We start from the raw sequence: 22,546 nt of genomic DNA on the forward strand, positions 1-22,546 counted from the left end.
GATGATGGGGCGATGGACTGCCTGTTCTGCCGTGTCGTCGCCGGCGAAGTCCCGGTCGAGACCGTCCTCGCCGACGACGTCGTCCACGCCTTCCTCGACCACCGGCCACTGTTCCCCGGCCACCTGCTGGTCATCCCGCGCCGCCACGTCCCCACCCTCACCGACCTCACCGAGGACGAGACCGGCCCCTACTACACCCGCGTCCGCCTGCTCACCGCCGCCGTCGAACGCGGCACGGCCGCCGCCGGCAGCTTCGTCGCGGCCAACAACCGGATCAGCCAGTCCGTCCCCCACCTGCACACCCACATCGTCCCCCGCAACCCCAAGGACGGCCTGCGCGGCTTCTTCTGGCCCCGCACCCACTACCGCGACGACGCTCACGCGGCGGAGACGGCGGCCCGCATCCGCAACGCCCTCTGACCTCACCCGCCCCGCCCCACCCACCCACCCGAGCATCCCGCCGCCGTCGAGAACCGGAAAGACAACGCTGCGCGGGCAAGGTCTGGCTGGTGCCGCTCACGTCTCTTCCGCGGTCCCACGGACCGCTGTGCGGAAGGCGATGGGGGTGGTGCCGGTGCGTTGGTGGAAGAACTTGGCGAAGTTGGCGGCGTCGGCGAAGCCGAGGTGGTCGGCTATGCGGGCGGCGGGGGTGTCGCTGTGGGCGAGGAGGCGTTTGGCTTCGAGGACTACGCGGCGGTCGACGAATTCCTTGGCGCCGATGCCTGCGGCGGCGAGGGTGGCGCGGGAGAGGGTGCGGGGGGAGTAGCCGAGGGCTTTGGCGTAGTCCTCGACGCGGCGGGTGCGGGTGAAGTGGTGTTCGACGGCGTGGCGGAAGCGGCGGTAGGTCTCGCCGGGTTCGGCAGTCGCGCTGCCGCAGGGGGTGGCGGGGTTGGCGAGGCGCAGCAGGAGTGCGGCGAGGAGGTGGCGGAGCAGGGCGTGGTGGATGTCGGCGGGGAGGTCGGCGCCGGAGGCGTATTCGTGTTCGAGGTGGCGGAGCGCGTGCCGGAGGGCGTCGCGGGAGGTGCCGGTGGTGTGCAGGACGGCGGCGGCGAAGGGGTCGTCGAGGCGGGCGGCGGCGACTGTCGCGGGGTCGGGGAAGCCGGGTTCGAAGAGGACGAGGGTGCCGTCGGCGTCGTCGAGCTCGCCCCATTGCTGGACCTGTCCGGGCCGGACCCAGAGCCAGCTGCCGGGGTGGACGGCGTGTTCGGTGAAGTCGACGGTGTGGTGGAGGGTGCCGCTGTCGAGGGTGAGGAGGTGGTGGAAGGCGGGCCGCTGGGGGCGGTGGAAGGCGCGGTCGGCGGCGGTGTCGCGGCGGGCGCGCAGTTCGGCGAGGGTCAGTACTTCGACGCCGGCCGGTGTGCCGGGTGGCGCGGCGAAGGGGACCTCGGGGATCGTCGTCCCGGACGTCGGGTTGTCGCTGGCTCGCATGGTCACCACCCGCAGCCAGGCTACCTCCGGTGGATCTTCCGCCGGGAGGGCGGCGGTACGGTCGGCGGGAAAGCGGGACAGTGGGGCCGGCGGGACGGGAACGGGGAGTGGGGATGGAGCGGCGTTCGACGTTGCACGATGTGGCGCGTGAGGCGGGGGTGAGTGCGAAGACGGTGTCGCGGGTGGTGAACGGGGACGGTCCGGTGGCGGCGGCGACCCGGGCGCGGGTGCTGGCGGTGACGGAGCGGTTGGGTTTCCGGCCGAACCTGTTGGCGCGGAGCATTCGGACGGGCGGCCCGGATTCGACGGTGGGGCTGGTGGTGCCGGATCTGGGCAATCCGTTCTTCGGGGCGCTGGCGGGCGGGGTGGAGGAGGCGGCGCGGGCGCGTGGGCTGACGGTGCTGCTGGGGTGTTCGGGCGGTGACCCGGTGCGTGAGGCGGAAGTGGTGGGCGATTTCCTGGCGCGTCGGACGGCGGCGTTGCTGGTGGTGCCGGCGGCGGGCGGGGAGGCGTTGGCGCAGGCGGGGGCGGCGGGGGTGCCGCTGGTGTTCGTGGACCGTCCGGGGCCGGACGCGGACTGTGTGGTGTCGTCGAACCGGGCGGGTGCCCGCGAGGGCGTGGCGCAGCTGCTGGGCGCGGGGCACCGGCGGGTGGCGTTCCTGGGTGATCTGCCGCCGGAGCTGTACACCCGCCGGGAGCGCCTGGCGGGCTACCGGGACGCGCTGGCGGAGGCCGGCGTCCCGGTCGACGAGGTGCTGGTCGCGGATGCCCGGACGACGGCGGACGCGGCGGACGCGGTGCTGCGGCTGCTGGCGCTGCCGGATCCGCCGACGGCGCTGTTCGCGTCGAATGTGAACGCGGCGACGGGTGCGGTGCTGGCGCTGGGCCGGGCGGGCCGTCGCGAGGTGGCGGTGCTGGCGTTCGACGACCTGCCGTTGGCGGAGGTGCTGGATCCGCCGCTGTCGGCGGTGGCGCAGGCCCCGGCGGAGCTGGGTGCGGCGGCGGTGCGGCTGGCGCTGGCCCGGCTGGACGGGGACGATTCGCCGCCGCGCACCGAGACGGTGCCGACCCGGCTGGTGCTGCGCGGCAACCCCGTGATGGCAGGCCCGTGACGGCGAGCCCTTGACTACCCGCCGGTAGCGGATGGAGGGTGGCCGCCACCGGAAACCAGCCCTGAGGAGCGCGGATGGCCCCGCAGTTCGGCGACTACCAGAACGAGATCTATTTCGAGGCGCTGTTCGGCGTCGCGCCCAGGTTCCCGATGACGTTCGCGGGCCTGGCGGAGCGGGCGCAGCAGACGCTGGCGCCGGATGTGTGGTCGTACGTGGCGGGCGGCGCGGGCGACGAGCACACCCAGCGGGCGAACGTCGCGGCGTTCGAGCGCTGGGGGCTGGTGCCGCGGATGCTGGTGGGCGCGAAGGAGCGGGACCTGCGGGTGGACCTGTTCGGTCTGGAGTTGGCGTCGCCGCTGTTCATGGCCCCGGTCGGGGTGCTGGGGCTGTGCGCGCCGGACGGGCACGGGGATCTGGCGGCGGCCCGGGCGGCGGCCCGCACGGGGGTGCCGATGGTCGCGTCGACGCTGTCGGTGGATCCGATGGAGCGGGTGGCGGCGGAGCTGGGCGACACCCCGGGGTTCTTCCAGCTGTACACGCCGACCGACCGGGCGCTCGCGGAGTCGCTGGTGCACCGGGCGGAGGCGGCCGGGTTCAAGGGCATCGTGGTGACGCTGGACACCTGGGTGACGGGCTGGCGGCCGCGCGACCTGGGCGGTGGCAGCTTCCCGCAGCTGCGCGGGCACTGTCTGGCGAACTACACCTCGGACCCGGTGTTCCGGGCGAGGCTCAAGGACCCGGACGGGGATCCGCGCGGCGCGGTGATGGACTGGGTGCAGATCTTCGGCAACCCGCTGACCTGGGACGACCTGCCGTGGCTGCGTTCGCTGACTTCGCTGCCGCTGATCCTGAAGGGCCTGTGCCACCCGGAGGACGTCCGGCGGGCGAAGGACGCGGGCGTGGACGGCGTCTACTGCTCCAACCACGGCGGCCGGCAGGCGAACGGCGGGCTGCCGGCGCTGGAGTCGCTGGCCGAGGCGGTGGCGGCGGCGGACGGCCTGCCGGTGCTGTTCGACTCGGGGGTGCGCAGCGGCGCGGACGCGGTGAAGGCGCTGGCGCTGGGTGCGACGGCGGTGGGGGTGGGCCGGCCGTACGTGTACGGGCTGGCGCTGGGCGGCGAGGCGGGGGTGGTGCACGTGCTGCGGTCGCTGCTGGCGGAGGCGGATCTGCTGATGGCGGTGGACGGCTATCCGTCGCTGGAGTCGCTGCGGGTGCCGGGGGCGCTGCGCCGCTGCTGAGGCCGTCGCAAGTTACGGCCCTTATTGCGACTTACTTGCAATAACGGAGAGCATGCAGCAGAGTGGGGCCGCGGGGTCGTCCTCCGATCGTCTTCCCAACCGGCGTCCGCCGGGACACGGCGCCGGCCCCGCGCCAACTCCCCTCCCCCGGGCTCAGCCGAGCGGCAGCCGCACCAGCATGGTCTTGCCGCCGCCGTCCGCGTCGGCCAGCGTCGCGGTGCCGCCGCCGGCGAGCTGCGCCAGCTCGTGCACCAGGTTCAGGCCCCAGCCGCCGCTGCCGTCCGGGTGCGGCGTCTCCCGGCGGTGCGGGCAGTGCGGGTGCCGGTCGTGCACCCGGACCGTCAACTCGTCCGCCGCGAAGTCCAGTTGGAGTGTGGTGCGGGGCGAGCGCACGGCCGCGTGGCGGACCGTGTTGGTGACCAGTTCGCTGACCACCAGCAGCACGGTGTCGGTCAGCGGATGGTCCGCGTCCAGGCCGCGGGCGGCCAGTTCGGCACGCACACCGCGCCGCGCCTCGGGCACGGACGCGGGTACGGTCGCCAGGCTCAGGCAGTACCGCACGGTCTGGGGTGGGTCCGCGACAGCCATGGTCGGTCCCTTCACAGCGGGGGCGACCGGGGTCGGAGCGGGAGCGCCGTCGTCCGGCCGCGCCGGGGCTCGGCAGCCCTGCCCCGTCCGGACGGACCGGACAGATTACCGTCAACCAGTACGGTAAGGCCGAAAGGCCCCGGATGCGGCGGCGGATGGTGGACAGTGGCCACAACTCGCCACCCCCGCACGGCTCCTGCGGCGGGGGCTACCGACGGCGCGTGGTATCGGACCTCAGATCGCGGGCGTGGCGCCCGGGATCCGCTCGAACACCAGGTTGGTGCGGGTCTGGGCGACCGCCGGATGCGTCGTCAGGTGCTCCACCACGAAGCAGCGCAGCGCCTCCGGGTCGGCCACCGCCACGTGCAGCAGGTAGTCCTCGCTGCCCGCCATGTGGAACACCGCCAGCACCCCGGGCAGTTGGGGCGCGGCCGCCCGGAAACTGCCGTTCTGCTCCACGGTGTGCGCCCGCAGGCGCACCGAGATCATCGCCTGCAGCGACAGCCCGACGGCCGGCAGGTCGACCTCCGCGTGGTAGCCGCGGATCACCCCGCGCTCGCGCAGCGCCCGCACCCGGGTCAGACAGGTGGACGGGGCGATCCCGACCAGTTCCGCCAGCGCGTTGTTGGCCATCCGGGCGTTCGCCAGCAGCGCCCGGACGATCGCCCGGTCGGTCTCGTCCAGCGCCGCGCGGGCCCGTGGAATGTTCGGCACGCCACCAGCGTGGCGGCCCGGGTCGAACATTCGCAAGACCGCACCCCCTCCGAACCGAATGATCGATTGTCCCTCTGGCCTTCTCGCGGCATCAACTTCACCATCAACGGCCATGAGCCGACTCGACACCAGAGCCGTGCACGCCGGCCGCGACGACCTCGCCGGCCTCGGCACGCACGTCCCCCCGCTCGACCTGTCCACCACCTACCCGGTGCCCGACCTCGCCGCCGGCGGCGACGCCTACCAGGCGCTGGCCACCGGCGGACGGCCGCCCGCCGAGGGCGGGCTGGTCTACCAGCGGCTGTGGAACCCCACCGTCGCCCGTTTCGAGAACGCGCTGGCCGAACTGGAGGGCTGCGCCCAAACGGTGGCGTTCTCCTCCGGCATGGCCGCGCTCACCGCCTGCCTGCTGGCCGCCGCCTCGGAGGGCCGACGGCACGTGGTCGCGGTGCGCCCGCTGTACGGCGGCTCGGACCACCTGCTGGACTCCGGCCTGCTCGGCACCGAAGTCACCTGGGCCACCCCGGACACCGTCGCCGCCGCCGTCCGCCCCGACACCGGGCTCGTCCTGGTGGAGACGCCCGGCAACCCCACCCTGGACCTGGTCGACCTGGCCGCGATCGCCCACCAGTGCGGCGACGCACCGCTGATGGTCGACAACACCTTCGCCACCCCGGTGCTGCAGCGCCCCGCCGAGTTCGGCGCCGCGCTGGTGCTGCACTCCGCGACCAAGTCGATCGGCGGCCACGGCGACGTGCTGGCCGGCGCCGTCGCCTGCACCACCGAGTGGGCCGAGCGGCTGCGCCGGGTCCGCGCCGTCACCGGCGCGATCCTGCACCCGCTGGCCGGCTACCTGCTGCACCGCGGCCTGCAGACCCTGCCGCTGCGGGTGCGGGCCGCCTCGGAAAGCGCCGCCCGGCTCGCCGACTGGCTCGCCGAGCAGCCCGAGGTGACGGCCGTGCACTACCCCGGCCGCTCCGGCTCCCCGCTGCTCGGACGTCAACTCCTCGGCGGCGGCAGCACCTTGGCGTTCGAGGCGGCAGGCGGCTTCGAGCACGCGGCGGCGATCGCCGAGCACTGCGAGCTGATCACCCACGCGGTCTCGCTCGGCGGCGTGGACACCCTGATCCAGCACCCGGCCTCGCTCACCCACCGCCCGGTCGCCGCCGCCCACAAGCCCGTCCCCGCCCTGCTGCGGCTGTCGGTCGGCCTCGAGGACCCGGCCGACCTGGAGGCGGACCTCGCCAAGGCGCTGCTCCGGTAGCACGGCCCCCGGCCGACGTCGGCCATCCCCGAGCCGGTGACGTCGGCCCACCGGGCAACCACCCCCCGGTGCGGGGGATTTCCCCCGCACCCTTCCGGTGGCACGCCCCAGCGCGTCGCACCGCCCCGCCGAACCATGATCGTCACCAGGGCCGCACCCGGCGGCCCGGACACGGAGACACGACCATGACGGCTCACCACCGGCACCTCAGCAGGCGCGGCCTGCTCGCCGCCACCACCGCGGCCCTCGCCGTCCCCGCGCTGCACATCCCGGCCGCCGCCGCGGCCGACCGTACGGACCGCCAGGAACTGCTCGTGGTCAAGCAGCTGGAGGCCGCCGCGCACCCCCTGCGCACCACCGCGCCGGGCGGCCGCAGCACCGACCTGGCGGCGCTCGGCGACCTGATCGGCGACTCGCTGGTCGTCGGCCTCGGCGAGGCCACCCACGGCTCCCACGAGTTCTTCACGCTCAAGCACCGGCTCTTCCGCCACCTGGTCGAGGAGCGCGGCTTCACCACCTTCGCCCTGGAGGCGAGCTGGACCACCGGCCTGGAGATCGACGAGTTCCTCCAGGGCGGCGAAGGCGACGCCCGCCAGGTCGCCGACCGCGCCTTCGCCGGATCGCCGTGGCACCGCGAGGAGTTCGCCGACCTGATCGGCTGGATGCGGGACCACAACCGCCGCCACCCCGGCCGCCCCGTCCGCTTTCTCGGCGACGACCTCGGCCTGCCCGGCCTCGGCGACCGGGTCTTCCAACGCGTCCTCGACCTCGCCCGCCCCCAGGATCGGGCCCGGCTCACCGACCTGTACGCGCCGCTGCGCCCGCTGGACGACGTCTTCGGCTACCTCGGCCGCCCGCTCGCCGAGCGCCGCGCCAACGCCGAACTCGCCCGCAAGGCCTTCGAGCTGGCGTCCTCGGCGGGCGACCCGTGGGCCGAGCAGCACGCCCGGGTGATCGCCGACACCTGCGCCTTCCTCACCATCGACCCCGGCGACCCGGCGACGGTCGCGGCCGCCGAGCAGCTCCGCGACCGCGCCATGGCGCACAACGTCCTGTGGTGGCAGCGGCGGACCGGCCACCGCATCCTGGTCTCCGCGCACAACGGCCATGCCGGCTACGCCTCCACCATGCCGGAGCTCTACCCGCACCCGCAGGGCGCGCAGCTGCGCCAGGCCCTCGGCGACCACTACACCGCGATCGGCACCACCTTCGACCGCGGCACCTTCCTCACCACCGGCGACGGCGCGGGCGGCGCGTGGGGGCCGGTCAGCCTCCCGCCCGCCGCGCCCGGCAGCGTCGAGTACGTCCTCGACCAGGTCCGCCACGTCGACTACTACGTGCCGCTGCGCCGGCTGCCCGCCGCAGCGAGCAACTGGCTGGCGACCCCGCGCCCGACGTACGACGCGGGGACCACCTTCACGACGCCCCTGCCGGAACTCGCCGTCGGCACGGCCTACGACGTCCTGGTCCACCTGCACGAGGTGACGGCCGCAAGGGAGTTGACGCCCTGAACCCGGCTGCGCCCCGACCCGGCTGCGCGCCCAGACCCGGCTGCGGTCAGCCGGCGGCGACGGTGCGCAGGTGGTTCAGCACCAGCGGGTCGATCCGGCCCTCGACCAGCCGGCCCTCGAGGTTCTCCACCCCGGCCCAGCGGTCGAGCTCGTCGTGGCCGAGCTTGGCGAGCAACGCGCCGACCTCGTCGGCGAGTTCGCCGTCGAGCGCGAGCAGCGAGTCCGGGTCCGGGGTACCGTGCAGGATCTCGTGCAGGGCGAGCAGGCGGCGCAGTTCGCCGACCGGGTCCGCGTGGTCCTCGACCCGCAGGTCGTGCGAGGTGTCGCCCCAGCCGCCGACGCCCTTGCCGGGCTCAACCACGTACAGCCCGGCGCTCTGCCGACCGCGGGAGTCGCCGCCGGCCGCGTCACCCGCCGTGAGGGCGGCCAACAGTCGCTCGGCGAACGGGAGTTCGGCGGAGTCCAGCCAGGCGTCCGCCATCTCGCCGACCACCTCCGGCCCGGTCAGGATGTTGCCCTGGATCGCGTAGTCCGGGCCGGACACCCCGCCCGCCCAGGGCAGGCACTCCTCGCCGGTCCAGCTGACGGCGCTCTCCGGGCCGACCACGCCGAGCTGGCGGTGCACCCGCCCGCCGTCCGCGGCGAGCAGCGCCGCGACGGTGTCGGCGGGCGAGGCGCCGCTGCGCAGCATCGCCATGCCCTGCGGGCGGTAGGCGAGGTTGGCCCAGGCCTGGGAGGCGAGGGCGCCGGTGCCGATCTCGGCGGCCGGAACGAGGGCGCCGACAGCGAGGAACTTGCTGGCCACGGCCACGCCATAGGCGTTTCCGTGCCGAGCGACGATGGAGAAGGTCACGAGCGGCGACGATAGCTGTGCAGGAACGTTTCGTCCACGGTGAGTCCCGGTTTGGCACATTCCGTCAAGTTCCGCGGCATAGCGGCATAGCGGCAAAGCGGCATAGCGGCATACAGGGTCGCGCGCGACGGGCGAAATGCTGCGGCGGGCGCCGGTCTCGTCCCCGGCACCCGCCGTCCGCCGTCCGCGCGACGGCTCAGAGGTCGAACTTGGCGCGCTTGTCCTCCGGCACCAGGTCGACGTACTCGGGGTGCTTGGCGATCCAGCCTCGGATGAACGGGCAGTACGGCAGGACGCCCAGGCCGCGCTCGCGCGCCGTGTCGAGGACGGCGCGGGCCAGCTTGCCGCCCAGGCCCTGGCCCTCGAAAGCCGGGTCGATGACGGTGTGGACGAAGGCGATCTGCCCGCCGTCACGGAGCTGGTACTCGGCGAATCCGGCCAGTCCGGCGTCGGTGGTGATCTCGAAGCGGGACTGTTCGGTGTTGTCGGTGACCTGGGGTTCCATGGCGCACGCTCCTGGGTGTCGGGGTTCCTGGGTGTCGGGGCTCTCGGTCGGAAGATAGGGCATCGAGGGCCCGTCACTGTCCTCGTAGCGCAGCGAGTTGTTGCGCGAAGGGCACAACCTGCTCGTCCTGGTGCGTCGCGGCGGGCCGCCCGGCCAGCAGGGCGGCGAGTTCGCGGGCGGCGCGGTCGATCCGGCCGGCCAACGAGCCGTCGGCCCCGTTCGCGCCCCAGTCCTCGGAGGCGGCGAAGACCGCGGTGGGGACCACCACCGCGCGCAGGTGCGCGAAGAGCGGCCGCATCACGTGTTCGAGGGCGAGGCTGTGCCGGGCGGTGCCGCCGGTGGCGGCGATCAGCACGGGGGTGCCGGTCAGCGCGTCCTTGTCGAGCACGTCGACGAAGGACTTGAACAGCCCGCTGTAGGAGGCGGAGAAGATCGGCGTGACGGCGATCAGCCCGTCCGCCTCCTCGACCGCCCGCACGGCGTCGCGCAGCGCGGGCGGCGGGAAGCCGGTGACCAGGTTGTCCGCGATGTCCCGGGCGAGCTCCCGCAGTTCGACCACCCGGACGTCCACCTCCCGCCCGGCACCGCCCAGTTCGCGGGCGGCGGCGCCGGCCAGGCGGTCGGCGAGCAGCCTGGTGGAGGACGGGACGGAGAGCCCCGCCGTCACCACGACCAGTTTCAGCGCGCTCACTTGGCGACCTCCTCCTGCTGCCCGGCTGCCACCAGCGCGGCGTGGGTGGGCCCGTCCGGGACCTCGGCGGGGCGGTTCTTGGCGAACTCCTTGCGCAGTACCGGAACGACCTCCTCGCCGAGCAGGTCGAGCTGCTCCAGCACGGTCTTCAGCGGCAGTCCGGCATGGTCCATCAGGAACAGCTGGCGCTGGTAGTCGCCGAAGGTCTCGCGGAAGCTCAGGGTCTTCTCGATGACCTCCTGCGGGCTGCCGACGGTCAGCGGCGTCTGCTCGGTGAACTCCTCCAGCGAGGGCCCGTGCCCGTAGACGGGGGCGTTGTCGAAGTACGGGCGGAACTCGCGCACCGCGTCCTGCGAGTTCTTGCGGATGAAGACCTGCCCGCCGAGGCCGACGACGGCCTGCTCGGCGGTGCCGTGGCCGTAGTGCGCGTACCGCTCGCGGTAGAGGTTGACCAGGCGCTGGAAGTGCTCCTTGGGCCAGAAGATGTTGTTGGCGAAGAAGCCGTCGCCGTAGTAGGCGGCCTGTTCGGCGATCTCGGGGCTGCGGATCGAGCCGTGCCAGACGAACGGCGGGGTGTCGTCGAGCGGGCGCGGGGTGGAGGTGAAGGACTGCAGCGGGGTGCGGAAGCGGCCCTGCCAGTCGACGTTCTCCTCGCGCCAGAGCTGGTGCAGCAGCGCGTAGTTCTCGATGGCGAGCGGGATGCCCTGGCGGATGTCCTTGCCGAACCACGGGTAGACGGGGCCGGTGTTGCCACGGCCCATCATCACGTCCACCCGGCCGTTCGCGAGGTTCCCCCAGCCCTGGCGGGCTGGGAGGTGCCCCCATCCGCATCGCGAAGTCCTCGGCGATCTTCACCGGGTCGTTGGTGGTGATCAGCGTGGTGGAGGTGGAGAGGATCAGTTTCTCGGTGCGGGCCGCGATGTAGCCGAGCATGGTGGTCGGCGAGGACGGGACGAACGGCGGGTTGTGGTGCTCGCCGGTGGCGAACACGTCGAGGCCGACCTCCTCGGCCTTGAGCGCGATGGCGACCATCGCCTTGATCCTCCCCCAGCCCCTGGGGGCTGGGAGGTGCCCCCATGTGCTCGCTGGGGGTCCGACCGGTGGTGGGGTCGGTGGTCACGTCGCCGACGCTGAAGATGCCGAACTGCACCGCTCTCAACTCCTTCTCGGTTGATTCAACATTCAACCAGCCGGTGCAACGGGATGCCACCCCGGCCTATTCCCGCCAGGATTCCTCGGCGGTTGACCGAAACGCCGACACTCTCGGCAGTTGGTCGGATACGCAGAGTTGACTGATGGTCAGACATTCCGCTTACCTGGTGCACGCCTTCAGGTGCGGACCGTCACCGGCCGCGCCCCTGCCGTCCAGCCGCCCCCACCGGAGTGTCCGTGCGCCTGCGCAAGTTCCTCGCCCCGCTCGTCGCCACCGTCGCCCTGTTCGCGACCGCCGCCCCCGTCGCGTCCGCCGCGACGCCCGCCGAGCTGCGGATCACCGTCACCACCGAGTGCTCCGCCGACTTCCAGCACGGCGACTCCCGGCTCGGCCCGGCCCAACTGCCCAACGCCGGAGCGGTCGGCCGCCAGCTGTTCGGCTACCTGCGCACCGGGCTGATGAGCGAGCAGCAGTTCCTCAACACGTACTACGACAGCGCGGCCGGCAGCTGGAAGTACCCGCCGTCCAACGGCTACGTGCTGATGCCCGACGGCACCCCGATCGAGTACAACACCACCCTCGACCCCGGCCAGACGATCGACCGCTACGGCAGCGAGTACGGCTCCTTCCTCGCCCCCGAGGGCCTGCCGTACGCCACCCGCTCGATCCCGCCGTCCAGCCTCGACGGCAACCCGGCCGCGGGCTGCAACTACCACGACTACCGGGTGCTCAAGGCGTTCACCGTGCACTCCGGCCCGATCGCCCCCTGGTTCGGGCAGCCCGGCCTCGGCCTCCAGTACCAGCTGGACGCCGCGCTGGTGCCCGGCGCGCCGGAGCGGATCAACGTCGGGTGGCTGGTGGACAACGGGTACCTGGCGCGACTGGTCTGACCGGCGCCCAACTGCCCTCCGGCACCCGGGCCTCGCTCAACTCCGTTCCAGCGCCTGGTCCAGCCAGGCCAGCCAGAACGACTCCAGCTGGACGCCCGCCTGCAGCACCATGTGCTGCAGGCGGTTCTCCGTCTCCGCCCGCTCCGGCGGGAAGTCGCGGCGCTCGATCTCCAGGTACTCGGCCAACTGCGCCCGGTGCAGCTCCCGGTGACGCGCCAGCTCCTCCTCCAAGCCGTCCACACCGAGCACCGCCGCGGCGCGCAGCCGCAGCAGGAGCGGGTCCCGGATCGGCTTCGGGTCCTGCGCCTGCCCGACCCACTCGCGCAGCCGCTCCCGCCCCGCCGGCAACACCTCGTACTCCTTGCGCTGCCCACGCCCCGCCCCCGGCCCCGACGCCCGCACCAGCCCCTCGCGCTCCAGCCGCCCCAGCTCGCGGTAGATCTGCTGGTGCGTCGCCGACCAGAAGAACCCGATCGACCGGTCGAACCGCCGGGTCAACTCCAGCCCCGAGGACGGCTTCTCCAGCAGGGCGGTGAGGATCGCGTGCGGCAGTGACATGCGGCGATCGTACGGGCCGCCACTCGCTGGGTGATCCTCGGCGCCTTGGCGGGCCCCGGTGCGCGGCGGTGCGCAGCCGGTGCGGGTGGCCGGAAAGCTCGGTCGGGGGTCTTGTGCCGCTCCAACTCCTGGCGAATACTCCCGGGATAGCGCTTGTCAGGGGCAGATCAGACCTGGGGCCACGAGTCGACCGGTCCGCGATCGCCGCCTGCCCGCGCCTCACGGCCCGTCACTTGCGCGGGCCTCCCCCACCCCTCAGGAGGAGAACTGTGAGGACCATGCGCACCACCCCCACGTCGCCGTCCCGCGGACGCCTGCTCGCCGTCGCCGTCGCCCTCGCCGCGGCGACCGCGCTCGCGGCGCCCAGCGCCGTCGCGGCCGACGGCGTCGCGGACGCCGGCACGCTGGCCCAGGTCAGCACCGCGGTCGAGCAGGCCGGCGTCAACGGCATCGCCTGGCACACCGACCAGGCCACCGGCCAGGTCGTCGTGACGGCCGACAGCAGCGTCGGCCCCGCCGCGCTCGCCAAACTCGGCAAGGCCGCCGGGACGAAGCATCTCAAGATCGAGCGCACCGCAGGAACGTTCAACCCCCTGCTCTCCGCGGGTGCGGCCATCTACGGTGGCGGCTACCGGTGTTCGCTGGGCTTCAACGTGGTCAAGGGCGGCGTCTACTACTTCCTGACCGCCGGCCACTGCGGCAACATCGCCAGCACCTGGTACAGCAACTCCGGCCAGTCCACGGCGGTCGGCTCCACCGTCAGCTCCAGCTTCCCGGGCACCGACTACGCGCTGGTGAAGTACAGCTCGACCAGCCACCCCGGCGGCTACACGGCGGCCAGCGCGTACGTCGGCGAATCCGTCAAGCGCACCGGCTCCACCACCGGCACCCACGGCGGCACCGTCACCGCCCTGAACGCCACCGTCCGCTACTCCGACGGCAGCACCGTCCGCGGCCTGATCCAGACCAACGTCTGCGCCGAGGGCGGCGACTCCGGCGGCCCGCTCTACGACGGCACCAAGGCCCTCGGCCTCACCTCCGGCGGCAGCGGCAACTGCACCTCCGGCGGCACCACCTTCTTCCAGCCCGTCACGGCGGCCGCCGCCGCGTACGGCGTCTCGCTGTACTGATCCCCCGCACGACACGGTGGAGGCAGTGCCCGCGGCCGGTGATACGGTTCGCCGACCCGGGCGCCGCCCTACCGGCACCACCTCCAGGAACACGCACCGAATGAACACCCGGACGCACCGTGGCCCTTCGCGGCAGGACCGCACGGCGGAACACCCATGAGGTACCGCAACCTGCCGCTGGCCGTGGCCAGTTGGGCGCTGATCGCCGCGCAGCCGGTGCTGCTCGTCTTCCTGCTCGTGGACGGCGGCGGCCTCTCCCGGCCCTGGGACGCGGTGCTCGCCACGGCCCTGCCGGCCGCCCTGGCCTGGATCTTCCGCCGCTTCGGGGTGTCACCCCGGGTGTACACCGAGGACGACCGGCTCGTCGTGGTGAACCCCTTCGTCACCTACGACGTCCCGCTGCGCTCGGCCCACCCGGTCGGGCGGTCCGGGGGCAGCGCGGTGACGGTGGACGGGATCGGCGAGGTCTTCCTGTGGGCGATGTCGCTGTCCGTCTTCGACGGCGGGCAGGTGCGGAACGCCCGCCGCACAGTGCGCCGCCTCGCCAAGGAGGCCAGAGCGACGGAACCGGCGACCGAACCCGCGCGCGCCGCACGGACGCTCCGCATCGAATGGCCCGACCTGCTCCTGCTCCCGCTCCTCGCCATCGCGGTCTGGCTCCTGGCCACGTCCCACTGACCGGCCGGAGCGCCGCACCGCCCCCGGCCACCCTCGCGGCAGCTCACTTCTTGCGGCGGGCCTCTCTGGAGCTCTTCCGGCGGCGTTGAACACGGACTCGTGGCGGAGCAGCAGACAGCACACGGTCCTTCCACGGAACAATGGCCGCCGCGACCAAGCCCTTCGCGCAACCGATCTGGAACGCTTCCGAAGCGGCCTGAGGTGCGGCCAGGAGCTCTTGGCTGCCAAGCCTGTCATCGAGACCGAAGGCGAAGCCGTACAGCACCCCAACGGTGCCCCGGGCCCGCGCGGCATCGCGCCACGCACGATTCGGCAGAGCGCCTGTACGGGCCAATACCGTGCCAGCGTGCCTGCGGTCTGCTCCTGGCGGCTCACGGCGCCCGACGTCCTACGTGGCCGGGCGGGTCGGACGTTGCTCGTCCACGCGGGCCGACCTAATCGACCCTGCGGTCGTTGGCTGGGCTCATCCGGGGGTGACGGATGGCTGGGTCACTTCGAGGGGCTGTCGAAGGGTTCGCTCAAGGGGATCGGGTCCGGGCGCGCTCCGGTCGACCGGGGCCTCTTCGAGCACCCTGGCAGCCTCTGCGAGGGCAACCTCCAACTGGGCCCGGCCGACGGCTGAGAGATGGCCAGCGCCCAGCGCGCATGCCCTAACCACCGCGCGGAGGGAGCTGGCCTCGGCCCGGGTCAGCAGGTCGTTGTAGGCGGAGTGGGCGAGGAGGTCGCGAGCCGCGTATCCGTCGTCCGATTCCATCGAATGGATGATCAGGGACCGTGTGAGGCTTCGGGCGGCCTCGCTGGTGGTCCCGCCCGCCGCGTCGATGGCGGTCAGTATCAGCCGGGTGGTGAACACCGCGAGGCCGGGGCCGGTCTCCAGACCTTGGCAGTGGTCGAGTGCGGCGGCGGCTTCCTGTCGGCCGCCGGGTGTGCACAGGGCGGTGAGGACGGAGGTGACCGCGTTCTCCCAGGGGTCGCCCGGCTCGGTGTCCGCGAGGAGGGCGAGAGCGCCGGCAAGGTCGCCGGTGGTGGCGCGGGCGAGAACGGCGACCTGGCGGCCGTCGAGGATCCGGTTGCCCACACCGCGGTAGTTGTTGAGGTGTCGGAGGGCTTCCTCCCAGAGGCCGGAGCAGGTGAGGGCCCGGGTGCCATCGGCGAGCATGACCCGCCACAGCCATGCGCGCACCTCGGCGCGTTGGGCGTCGGTCTCGGTGAGGCGGGCAGGCACGGTGACGCCGTCGAGGACAGTGCTGGTGCCGGTGGCGATGGCGTCATACAGGGAGAGGAGCAGCTGGTGACCCTCGCTTCCGCGTCCGGCCCTGATGTGCAGGCGAGCGAGGTTGATGATCGGTTCCAGGCCGCGGATCGCGCTCATCGCCGGCAGTGGGCCGAGCCGCAGGTACAGATCGGCGTGCCGGTGGCACAGTTCGCGGGCGAGGCCGGGTAGCGCGAGGTCGGAGGCAAGCAGGGCGGCCTGGTTGAAGACGGTGGATGCCAGGCCCGGGTCGTCCTGCCGGATGCCCGCCTCGGCAAGCTCGCTGAGCTTGCCGAGGCGGGCCTCAAGGGGCAGGCACGCGGGCCGGATCCGGGCAACCAGCGGGAACCGCTGGGCTATCGGCCCGGTCGGGTGCACGAGGTCACTCCCAGCTGACGGTGATGGGGTGGTGGGGGCGTTCCAGGACGAAGCGGCCGGCGGCCGGGTCGGCGGCGGCCGGGGTGTAGGGGAGCTCGAAGCGGACTGAGCGGTCGCGGAAGCCGGTGTCCCAGGTGCGGATCTCCTGCGAGACCAGGTCGGCGAGTGCCGCGCCGTTGGGGCCGTGGCCGATGACGCCGGTCTCGTACGCCTTGTGGCCGTCCTCGCCGGGCTCGGCGGGGCGGATAGTGAGGTAGGCCAGGGAGGCGCCCGCCACGGCCGCCATGGAACCCCACCCGAACATGCGGGAGACACCGCGCTCCTGCGCACCGTCGCCGACGCTCATGCGCATCAGGGAGTTGGGCAGCGAGCAGGCCAGCCACAGGTCCATGTACTCGTAGGTCGTTCCGGCGGGGATGTTCACTTCGGTCCATCGCTCGTGGCGCTCGGAGTCGAGGACACCGAGCAGGGCGCCGGCGTCGACCGCGTCGATCTGGTCCTTGTGGACCTGCAGCGTCACGTCGTCCTGCTCGGTGAGGGCGAGGGTGCGACGCGCGTCGTCCATGCTGCCGCGCAGCGGCATGAAGACCGCGAGCTGGCTGTCGACCGATACCCACCCGCTCTCGCCACGCTCGAAGGCGATGGAGCGGCTGGCGGTGCCGCGCAGCCGCAGTGGTACCACGATCCGGCCGGTCGGCTTGACCTGCTGGAGCCAGGCGGTCGGCATCTCGGCGGTGCTGACGGTGGCCATGACCTTGTCGTAGGGGGCGCCGGCCTCATGGCCGAGGGCGCCGTCGCCGAGAACGACCTCGACGTTGGTGATGCCCGCGTCCACGAGGTGCTTGCGGGCGCCGTCGACGAGGTCGTCGTCCACGTCCACCGTCACGACCCGGCCGTCGGGGCCGACCACGGTGCCCAGGTAGGCGGCGTTGACGCCGGTGCCTGCGCCGGACTCGAAGACGCGCTCACCGGGCTTGGCGGCGAGCTGTTCGAGCATCAGGGCGACGATCCACGGCTGGGAGGCGGCGGAGATCTGGGTGCCGGAGCCGTCGGTCTTGGTGTAGGTGGGGTTGTCGGCGTAGGCCGTCTCCAGCGGGAAACCGGGCAGGAAGTGCTCGCGGGGCACGGTGCGGAAGGCGTTCTCGACCGCAGCGGTGGTGATCACCTTCTGCTCGCGCAGGCGGGCGGTCAGCGCGGTGCGCAGCTGCTCGGAGGACTGGGACTGGTCATCGCTGAGAGTAGTCACTTGGGCGACCCTAGTGGTTGAGCGGATGGTGGGCTGCGAGGACTCGAGGTCCCCGCCGGAGTGGAAGACGACTTCCAACGCCAGTGCGGCCATGGAGGATTGGTCTGCGGTGGAGATCCCGGCGCGGTTGGCGTGGAAGAGCAGGTGGTGGGCCAGAACGGCCCGTAGTCCCCGGGTGAGGCTGTCGTGGCGGGCGAGCTGCGCCAGGGACTGGCCGGCGCTCTCGAAGGCGCTGGCCCACTCGTCCTGTCCTTGGAGCGGACCGGCGGAGCTAGTGAGTCGCCGCGTGTCGACGGTCATCAGCCGCAGCATCGCCCGGGTCCAAACGGCCTCCCGTTCGGGGTCGACGGCAGCGGGTTCGGGGCGGAGTCTGGCGAACAGGTCCCATACGGCGCCCTGCTCGTACCAGTCGAGGCCGGCGGCGCGAAGTATCACGCCGGTGAGCAGAACGGTGGTCTCGCGTCGGCCGAGAGTCGGTGCGCCAGCGGGGGCGGCGCGGGCGAGGAGGTAGCGGCTGTCGTGGTGGAACAGCTCGTGGGCGACCTCCATGCCGCGCTCGCCGCCGAACGCGGCGGTCTCCGGTTCGTAGATGCCGTTTGTCCACCCAGTGATCAGGCCTTCGGCGGTGAGGCTGTCAAGGAGTCCGGTGATGGAGGGCACCGGAACTTCGGCGCGATACCGCAGCTTGAACGGGTTCTTGCGCATGTACCACCAGCCGTCCAACGAAAGGTCACTCTTCGCGGCGGTCAGCGCCGGAGCCAGGCGGTGGGCGGCGGCGTGCTCGGCGCTCTGGCCGTCACGAAACCGAATCTCGTGCTGGATCCAACGGTTCATCAAGGGGCGTCCTCACATCGGGTCGGTCAGCGGTCAGGCGATGAGCAGGCAGGCGTCCCAGCCGGAGAGCGGGGCCGTGCCGGTTGCGGGCGTGATCACGGCGAGCGCGGTGCCGGCGGCGCCTTCGAGGAAGGACGGACCGGCTGCGTCCAGCACGGTGGTCGTCTGTTGGACTGGATCAGCGCCGACTGGGCTTACGACGTCCAACAGGGTCGAGGCGACGGTTCGAAGCCGCGAGGCCGTCGACGGCGTGGCGTCAGCTGCCGCGCGGTGGGCGATGTGCGCGAGCCCGGCGTACCCGTGGCACAGCGAGATGTCCGTCGTCGCCGCGAGCGCCGCCGGGTCCGAAAGAGCTTCGATGAGGGCGGTTTCCGCGTCGCGCTGGCGGTCAGGGTCGCCGACCGCGTGGGCGGCGAGCTGTTGGGCGCGGGCGAGTCCAGCGCTGCCGTAGCACCAGCTCGGTCGTTGCGAGTTCGGCGCCGTGGCTCGGCCGGAGTCGAGCTCGTCGCGGATGACCCAGTACGGCCACCTCGCGCTCGCCCGCCACCGGTCCAGCCAGCACAGGACACGGTCGATCGCCTCCAGTTGCCCGTCGATCTTCACCCCGTTCATCAGAGCGAGGGCGAGTAGGGCGAGCGGGCCGCCGATCCCGTGCGCCATCCCGTTGTTGGCGTGACCACCGGCGTACCGGTCATCCGCGCGGCCGGATGGCCCGCTCGCTGCCCACCAGCCGGGCAGCAGGGCACCGTCACGCTCGAGCGGCTCGGTCAGGCGGACCAGGTAGGAGAGGACTCTGAGGAGCGCGGGGCCGTCGGGGTCGCGGCGCAGCAGGTGGGCACCGAGGCCGGCCAAGCCCCGGATGGCGTCGAACTCGGCCAGCGCACTGCGGTCGCCGCGATCGATGCGCGCGTGAGCGGCCTCGACGCGTCGCGTCGCGTCGGACGCGACGATCTGATCGAGGCCGGCCAGGGCGCGCGTGTAGGTGCCGGGGCGTGCGCGGGCAGCACTGGTGAGGGCGTGGGCGACGGCCGGTGCACCGTAATGCAGGTAGCTGTCCGGGCCGCTGGTGATCGGCGCGCTCGTGGTGAACCGCAGCCAGTCGTGAGCGCGTTGCCAGGTGCCGAGGCCGGCGGCGGCCCGCTCGATGTGGAGCAGCGCGATGCCCGGAGCGCCGTGGGCCAACGACTGGCGCCACTGGGGACGGGTCGTCCAGGCGGCAGGCAGGTCGCCGGGGGCGGCGAGGCGGTCGGCGATCACGCCGGCCATCTCCAGCGCGAGGTGCGTCATCGTGCACCGTCCTTGGCGAGCCGGGCGAGGGCGGCGGCCCTGGCCAGGTAGAGGACGTGGGCCTCATCGTCGAAGTCGATCCGGTGGGCGCGGACATAGGAGACGTGCAGCAGGGAGCCGAGCACGTCGTCCACGTCTACGCCCCGGGTGTGGGGTCCGGGGAAGTGGCGGCGGTAGGCGGCCACCGTCTGGTCCCGCTCGCCCCAGGCGTCGACGATGGCCGCGCCGGTGGGCTCGGCACGCAGGGGCGCCCAGTCGTCGGCAGGGTCGGCGAGGCGTACGGCCTGGGCGAAGAGGTGGCGTGGGATAGGGGCCGGAGCCTTGGCAGGGACATTGGCGACGAGCCAGCGAAGGCCGGCGTGCATCCCGCCGCTGAAAGCGCAGGCGATGGCCACCGCGTGGGCGGCCAGCAGCGCTGTTCGCTCGGGTCGGTGGAGCTGGGACAGGTGGGCGAGCAGGACGCGGGAGTCGGCGCGGAACACCTCTTCGGCCGCGTCCCAGGCGGGTCCGTCGCCCCAGCGGCCGGTCTCAGGGAACGAGGCGGGATAGCGGACTTCGGCCAGCAGGCCGGCCTGGCGCAGCTCGGCGGCCCACGTGCTCACCGTCTGGGCGGCGGCACCGAAGTCGGCCGGATCGTCCAGAGCGATCCGCAGGCGAAGGTGCTGGTGTGGGTCGCGGAAGCGCACGAACCACCACGGCGGCGAGTCGAGGCGCTGAAGTAGGTCGGGCAAGTGGCCTGTGAGGATGGTGTCCTGGCGATCGAGGTTGGCGTAGAGGCTGGCGAGCAGCACCCGGGAGGTGCCCGGGTTGTCGCCGTGGCCCCGGGCGAGGACGCGGGCGCGGGTCGGTTTGGGTAGGCGCGGCCACAGGGCTGGGCGGGCCGCGGTCAGCGGCACGACGATCTCATGGGCGCGGCCCCCAGCCCAGCCGGCATCACCAGGCCGCAGTGCCTCGGTGAGTACGGCCACCGGCTTCTGCGCGAGGTGGGCACGCAGCAGGGCCCGGTGGCCCGGATGGTTGAGGTGGAGCGGCAGGTGCTGGTCGCCCTCGACCAGGTGGATGCGGTGCGGAACGCAGCGGCGGGCAAGCCAGTAGGTCAGGGCCTGCAGCCAGGTGTCCCAAGGGGCGTCAGCGGTGGGCAGCTCGCGGGCGGTCAGCCGCCAGGTTGCGGGGGAAAGGATGACCCGGCCGTGCCGAAGGCGCGGCAGGAACGGCAAGGTGCGGGCGGCGCCCCAGGAGAATGCGGTCACCTGGGCGCACTGGGCACGGGAGAGTTCGGTCAACAGTCGGGCCAGTGGTGGCGTGTGGGTGCGAAGGTTCAGCGCGTTTGTGCCGGCTGCCTCGATCCGTACGCCCAGGTCGGGGGCGGCCAGGTACATGCGGCGTCCGTCGCAGCCCACCGCTAGGTCGCGGGGGAAGAGCACGCCGGCAACGGGAAGCCGGTGTTCAGCGAGGCTGATGAGGAGTTGGCCGGTCGGCACGGTGCGGGTGACATGGGCGGTCGCCGGATCCAACGGGGGGTAGGACAGTTGGGCGGTGACGGTGTCGGCGTCCATGGTCGGCAGTCCCGCGAGAGCGGAAGTCAGCGCCGTACGCTGCTCGGTCACCAGCAACGGCAGGAACCTGCCGACGGAGACGCCGGCGGCGCGGGAGACGGATACGACCTCCAGTCGGAACTCACCGCGCTGCAGAGCCTGCTGACTGCCGGCATGAAGCCGGGCCCCGATCTCCAGGTGTGCGGGCAGGCGCGGCTCGGCGGGCCCCAGCGAGAGGGAGGCGAGCAGGGCTTCGTCGAGTTCGACTTCGCGGTGGTCTTCGAGGGCGGCTCGTTGGGCGAGTGCCGCGAGAACTGAGTCGCGTTCGGAGAAGCGGGGTTGCTCGGCGGCCTGGGTGGTGCCTGGATAGCCGTCGGGCCAGCCGATACCGCTGTCGGCGACCATGTCGAGCAGCGGCACCAGGGATCCCCGGCCGTAGCGCTCGTAGAACCGCTGGTGGTATTCCCGCCATGCGGCCACCCCGTACGGGAAGGCGCTCAGACGCGCGAGGAGGTCGGCTGCGTGCGCCGCCTCCCGGGCGACTGCCTCGGGAAGGACCAGGTCGGCGTCCAACCGCAGGTCGACGGCCAGCGGATGCCGTTCCGTCGCGGCCAGCTGGCTCATCGTGTGCGCGGTACGACGTCGCTGCGCTGTGTCGGGGGCTTGGTTGTGGGCGGCGAGTTCGGAGTGGACGGTGCGGAGGCCTATGACAAGAGCCGCGACCTGGTGGAGAGCGTCTGCACCGGCCACTTCCAAGGCGGCCAGTAGGTGCCCCAGAGCGTCCGGCACGGTGGCCGGAGCGTGCAGGCTGGTGATCAGGACTCGGCTTGCCACCAGATCGGTCAGCGCAGCCGTGATCCGGGCAGGCGCCGTGCCGGGGAACTCCGCACCCAGCTTTGCCGCCAAATCATGGACACGCACCGGGGTTTGCGCGGCCTGAACGGCGAAGCGCACCGCGCCGGTGTGGCGTACGGACACCTCGGCGGCTCCCGTAGTGCCATCAGGCCGCGATACGGGCTGATGCGGGGCCACAAGGCGATCACCGCGCACCGCCGCGTTGGAGTTGGCCACTACTTCCAGCCGGGTCAGCAGCTGCGGGCAGTCCTCTAGCTGGGTGATCACTAGAGCGAGCCACTCGGCACCGGCGCGGGCGAGGGCTTGGTGCTGCTCTCCCCAGCGAAGCTGGGAGTTGGGGGCGAACGTGGTGGCCTGCACGCCTGCGAACAGGGCGAACGGTGTCGGCCGGGCGGTGGCACGCAGCAGGTAGCGGGCGGTGGACAGCACAGCTCGCCGTGTGTCCCGCGCGTCCGGAGCGGCAGCGGAGCACAGCGCCTCAACCCGGCGGGCGAGAGCCGCGCTGGCCTGCCCGAGCGCCTCGGCGAGTTGCTCGTCGGACCAGACAGTGCGCAGCCATCGCGTCCACATTGGCAGGTGATCTGGCCCGGTGGCGGTCAGCTCAGGCCAGACCGGCGGCGCCAGGTCGGGGCGGGCGACGGCGCGCACAAGGGCCGTCCCAGCTGCCTGGTAGCTGGCGGGAGAGCGCACGAGTACCTCCGGTTCGGACGAATGGAACAGGGCCGGCCGGGGGGGGGGGGGGGGGGGCGCCCGGCCCCCCCCCCCCCCCGGGGCGGGGCGGGGGGGGGGGGGGGCGCGGGGGGGGGGGGCGCCCCCCGGGCGCCCCCCCCCCCCCCCCCCCCACGT

At 72.9% G+C, this 22,546-nt stretch carries 19 protein-coding genes and 1 pseudogene; 8 read left to right on the forward strand and 12 right to left on the reverse strand.

All coding sequences use genetic code 11. From position 1 onward, the window contains the following. Positions 1–12 precede the first annotated feature (12 nt). Positions 13–420, forward strand: coding sequence for an HIT family protein (locus ACFYS8_RS03710; protein ID WP_387635225.1), 408 nt, complete (start codon positions 13–15; stop codon positions 418–420). Positions 421–516: 96 nt separating this feature from the next. Here ACFYS8_RS03710 and ACFYS8_RS03715 read toward each other — a convergent pair whose 3' ends face one another. Further along, on the reverse strand, positions 517–1,428 hold the full coding sequence (locus tag ACFYS8_RS03715; protein ID WP_387635227.1) for a helix-turn-helix domain-containing protein: 912 nt from the start codon (positions 1,426–1,428) through the stop codon (positions 517–519). 107 nt (positions 1,429–1,535) lie between these two features. Between ACFYS8_RS03715 and ACFYS8_RS03720 the strand changes: the two genes are divergently transcribed. Beyond that, complete coding sequence (locus tag ACFYS8_RS03720) at positions 1,536–2,540, forward strand: LacI family DNA-binding transcriptional regulator (RefSeq protein WP_387635229.1); 1,005 nt, start codon at positions 1,536–1,538, stop codon at positions 2,538–2,540. A gap of 74 nt (positions 2,541–2,614) precedes the next feature. Then, positions 2,615–3,778: an alpha-hydroxy-acid oxidizing protein gene (locus ACFYS8_RS03725; protein ID WP_387635231.1), complete on the forward strand. Its 1,164-nt coding sequence runs from the start codon at positions 2,615–2,617 to the stop codon at positions 3,776–3,778. Between the two features lie 153 nt (positions 3,779–3,931). On the opposite strand, the gene ACFYS8_RS03730 is transcribed toward ACFYS8_RS03725, so the two are convergent. Beyond that, positions 3,932–4,366: an ATP-binding protein gene (locus ACFYS8_RS03730; protein ID WP_387635233.1), complete on the reverse strand. Its 435-nt coding sequence runs from the start codon at positions 4,364–4,366 to the stop codon at positions 3,932–3,934. Between the two features lie 234 nt (positions 4,367–4,600). Continuing rightward, entirely contained in the window at positions 4,601–5,080 is a 480-nt protein-coding gene (locus ACFYS8_RS03735; protein WP_387635235.1) for an Lrp/AsnC family transcriptional regulator, read from the reverse strand. Between the two features lie 112 nt (positions 5,081–5,192). On the opposite strand from ACFYS8_RS03735, the gene ACFYS8_RS03740 reads away from it, so the two are divergent. Next, entirely contained in the window at positions 5,193–6,344 is a 1,152-nt protein-coding gene (locus ACFYS8_RS03740) for a trans-sulfuration enzyme family protein (RefSeq protein WP_387635238.1), read from the forward strand. 185 nt (positions 6,345–6,529) lie between these two features. Next, a complete protein-coding gene (locus ACFYS8_RS03745; protein WP_387635241.1) occupies positions 6,530–7,855 on the forward strand; it encodes an erythromycin esterase family protein in 1,326 nt (441 codons plus the stop codon). Between the two features lie 46 nt (positions 7,856–7,901). On the opposite strand, the gene ACFYS8_RS03750 is transcribed toward ACFYS8_RS03745, so the two are convergent. From ACFYS8_RS03750 to ACFYS8_RS03765, 4 genes and pseudogenes are all read right to left on the reverse strand, one after another. Further along, positions 7,902–8,708, reverse strand: coding sequence for a DUF1028 domain-containing protein (locus ACFYS8_RS03750; RefSeq protein WP_387635244.1), 807 nt, complete (start codon positions 8,706–8,708; stop codon positions 7,902–7,904). A gap of 196 nt (positions 8,709–8,904) precedes the next feature. Continuing rightward, on the reverse strand, positions 8,905–9,213 hold the full coding sequence (locus tag ACFYS8_RS03755) for a GNAT family N-acetyltransferase (protein WP_387635246.1): 309 nt from the start codon (positions 9,211–9,213) through the stop codon (positions 8,905–8,907). Positions 9,214–9,286: 73 nt separating this feature from the next. After that, the gene (locus tag ACFYS8_RS03760) at positions 9,287–9,895 is read right to left on the reverse strand and encodes an FMN reductase (protein ID WP_387636829.1); all 609 of its coding nucleotides are present in this window, start codon (positions 9,893–9,895) and stop codon (positions 9,287–9,289) included. 5 nt (positions 9,896–9,900) lie between these two features. Beyond that, positions 9,901–11,054: pseudogene (locus ACFYS8_RS03765) on the reverse strand (LLM class flavin-dependent oxidoreductase). A 239-nt stretch (positions 11,055–11,293) separates the two neighbouring features. On the opposite strand from ACFYS8_RS03765, the gene ACFYS8_RS03770 reads away from it, so the two are divergent. Continuing rightward, the gene (locus ACFYS8_RS03770; RefSeq protein WP_387635249.1) at positions 11,294–11,947 is read left to right on the forward strand and encodes a TNT domain-containing protein; all 654 of its coding nucleotides are present in this window, start codon (positions 11,294–11,296) and stop codon (positions 11,945–11,947) included. 36 nt (positions 11,948–11,983) lie between these two features. Here ACFYS8_RS03770 and ACFYS8_RS03775 read toward each other — a convergent pair whose 3' ends face one another. Beyond that, the gene (locus ACFYS8_RS03775) at positions 11,984–12,505 is read right to left on the reverse strand and encodes a PadR family transcriptional regulator (protein WP_387635251.1); all 522 of its coding nucleotides are present in this window, start codon (positions 12,503–12,505) and stop codon (positions 11,984–11,986) included. Between the two features lie 278 nt (positions 12,506–12,783). On the opposite strand from ACFYS8_RS03775, the gene ACFYS8_RS03780 reads away from it, so the two are divergent. Continuing rightward, positions 12,784–13,635, forward strand: a complete 852-nt coding sequence (locus ACFYS8_RS03780) for a S1 family peptidase (protein ID WP_387635254.1) — start codon at positions 12,784–12,786, stop codon at positions 13,633–13,635. A gap of 156 nt (positions 13,636–13,791) precedes the next feature. Then, a complete protein-coding gene (locus tag ACFYS8_RS03785; RefSeq protein ID WP_387635256.1) occupies positions 13,792–14,313 on the forward strand; it encodes a hypothetical protein in 522 nt (173 codons plus the stop codon). A 463-nt stretch (positions 14,314–14,776) separates the two neighbouring features. Here ACFYS8_RS03785 and ACFYS8_RS03790 read toward each other — a convergent pair whose 3' ends face one another. From ACFYS8_RS03790 to ACFYS8_RS03805, 4 genes are read right to left on the reverse strand one after another with little or no spacing between them, the layout of a single operon-like run. Beyond that, entirely contained in the window at positions 14,777–15,943 is a 1,167-nt protein-coding gene (locus tag ACFYS8_RS03790; protein WP_387635258.1) for a hypothetical protein, read from the reverse strand. Between the two features lie 4 nt (positions 15,944–15,947). Beyond that, positions 15,948–18,023, reverse strand: coding sequence for a methyltransferase, FxLD system (fxlM, locus tag ACFYS8_RS03795; protein WP_387635261.1), 2,076 nt, complete (start codon positions 18,021–18,023; stop codon positions 15,948–15,950). A 33-nt stretch (positions 18,024–18,056) separates the two neighbouring features. Then, positions 18,057–19,310: a lanthionine synthetase C family protein gene (locus tag ACFYS8_RS03800; protein ID WP_387635264.1), complete on the reverse strand. Its 1,254-nt coding sequence runs from the start codon at positions 19,308–19,310 to the stop codon at positions 18,057–18,059. Further along, entirely contained in the window at positions 19,307–22,270 is a 2,964-nt protein-coding gene (locus ACFYS8_RS03805) for a lantibiotic dehydratase (protein WP_387635267.1), read from the reverse strand. The genes ACFYS8_RS03800 and ACFYS8_RS03805 overlap by 4 nt, the downstream gene beginning before the upstream one ends. Between the last annotated feature and the right edge of the window lie 276 nt (positions 22,271–22,546).

The sequence above is a fragment of the Kitasatospora sp. NPDC004615 genome (genome assembly GCF_042873545.1).
Classification (GTDB): Bacteria; Actinomycetota; Actinomycetes; order Streptomycetales; family Streptomycetaceae; genus Kitasatospora.

Excerpts from the sequence above, each read along its gene's own strand:
- ACFYS8_RS03715 (WP_387635227.1), bottom strand. The coding sequence starts at position 1,428 with ATGCGAGCCAGCGACAACCCGACGTCCGGGACGACGATCCCCGAGGTC.
- ACFYS8_RS03775 (WP_387635251.1), bottom strand. The coding sequence starts at position 12,505 with ATGTCACTGCCGCACGCGATCCTCACCGCCCTGCTGGAGAAGCCGTCC.
- ACFYS8_RS03800 (WP_387635264.1), bottom strand. The coding sequence starts at position 19,310 with ATGACGCACCTCGCGCTGGAGATGGCCGGCGTGATCGCCGACCGCCTC.
- ACFYS8_RS03730 (WP_387635233.1), bottom strand. The coding sequence starts at position 4,366 with ATGGCTGTCGCGGACCCACCCCAGACCGTGCGGTACTGCCTGAGCCTG.
- ACFYS8_RS03755 (WP_387635246.1), bottom strand. The coding sequence starts at position 9,213 with ATGGAACCCCAGGTCACCGACAACACCGAACAGTCCCGCTTCGAGATC.
- ACFYS8_RS03745 (WP_387635241.1), top strand. The coding sequence starts at position 6,530 with ATGACGGCTCACCACCGGCACCTCAGCAGGCGCGGCCTGCTCGCCGCC.
- fxlM (WP_387635261.1), bottom strand. The coding sequence starts at position 18,023 with ATGAACCGTTGGATCCAGCACGAGATTCGGTTTCGTGACGGCCAGAGC.
- ACFYS8_RS03710 (WP_387635225.1), top strand. The coding sequence starts at position 13 with ATGGACTGCCTGTTCTGCCGTGTCGTCGCCGGCGAAGTCCCGGTCGAG.
- ACFYS8_RS03725 (WP_387635231.1), top strand. The coding sequence starts at position 2,615 with ATGGCCCCGCAGTTCGGCGACTACCAGAACGAGATCTATTTCGAGGCG.
- ACFYS8_RS03740 (WP_387635238.1), top strand. The coding sequence starts at position 5,193 with ATGAGCCGACTCGACACCAGAGCCGTGCACGCCGGCCGCGACGACCTC.
- ACFYS8_RS03805 (WP_387635267.1), bottom strand. The coding sequence starts at position 22,270 with ATGTGGACGCGATGGCTGCGCACTGTCTGGTCCGACGAGCAACTCGCC.
- ACFYS8_RS03780 (WP_387635254.1), top strand. The coding sequence starts at position 12,784 with ATGCGCACCACCCCCACGTCGCCGTCCCGCGGACGCCTGCTCGCCGTC.
- ACFYS8_RS03785 (WP_387635256.1), top strand. The coding sequence starts at position 13,792 with ATGAGGTACCGCAACCTGCCGCTGGCCGTGGCCAGTTGGGCGCTGATC.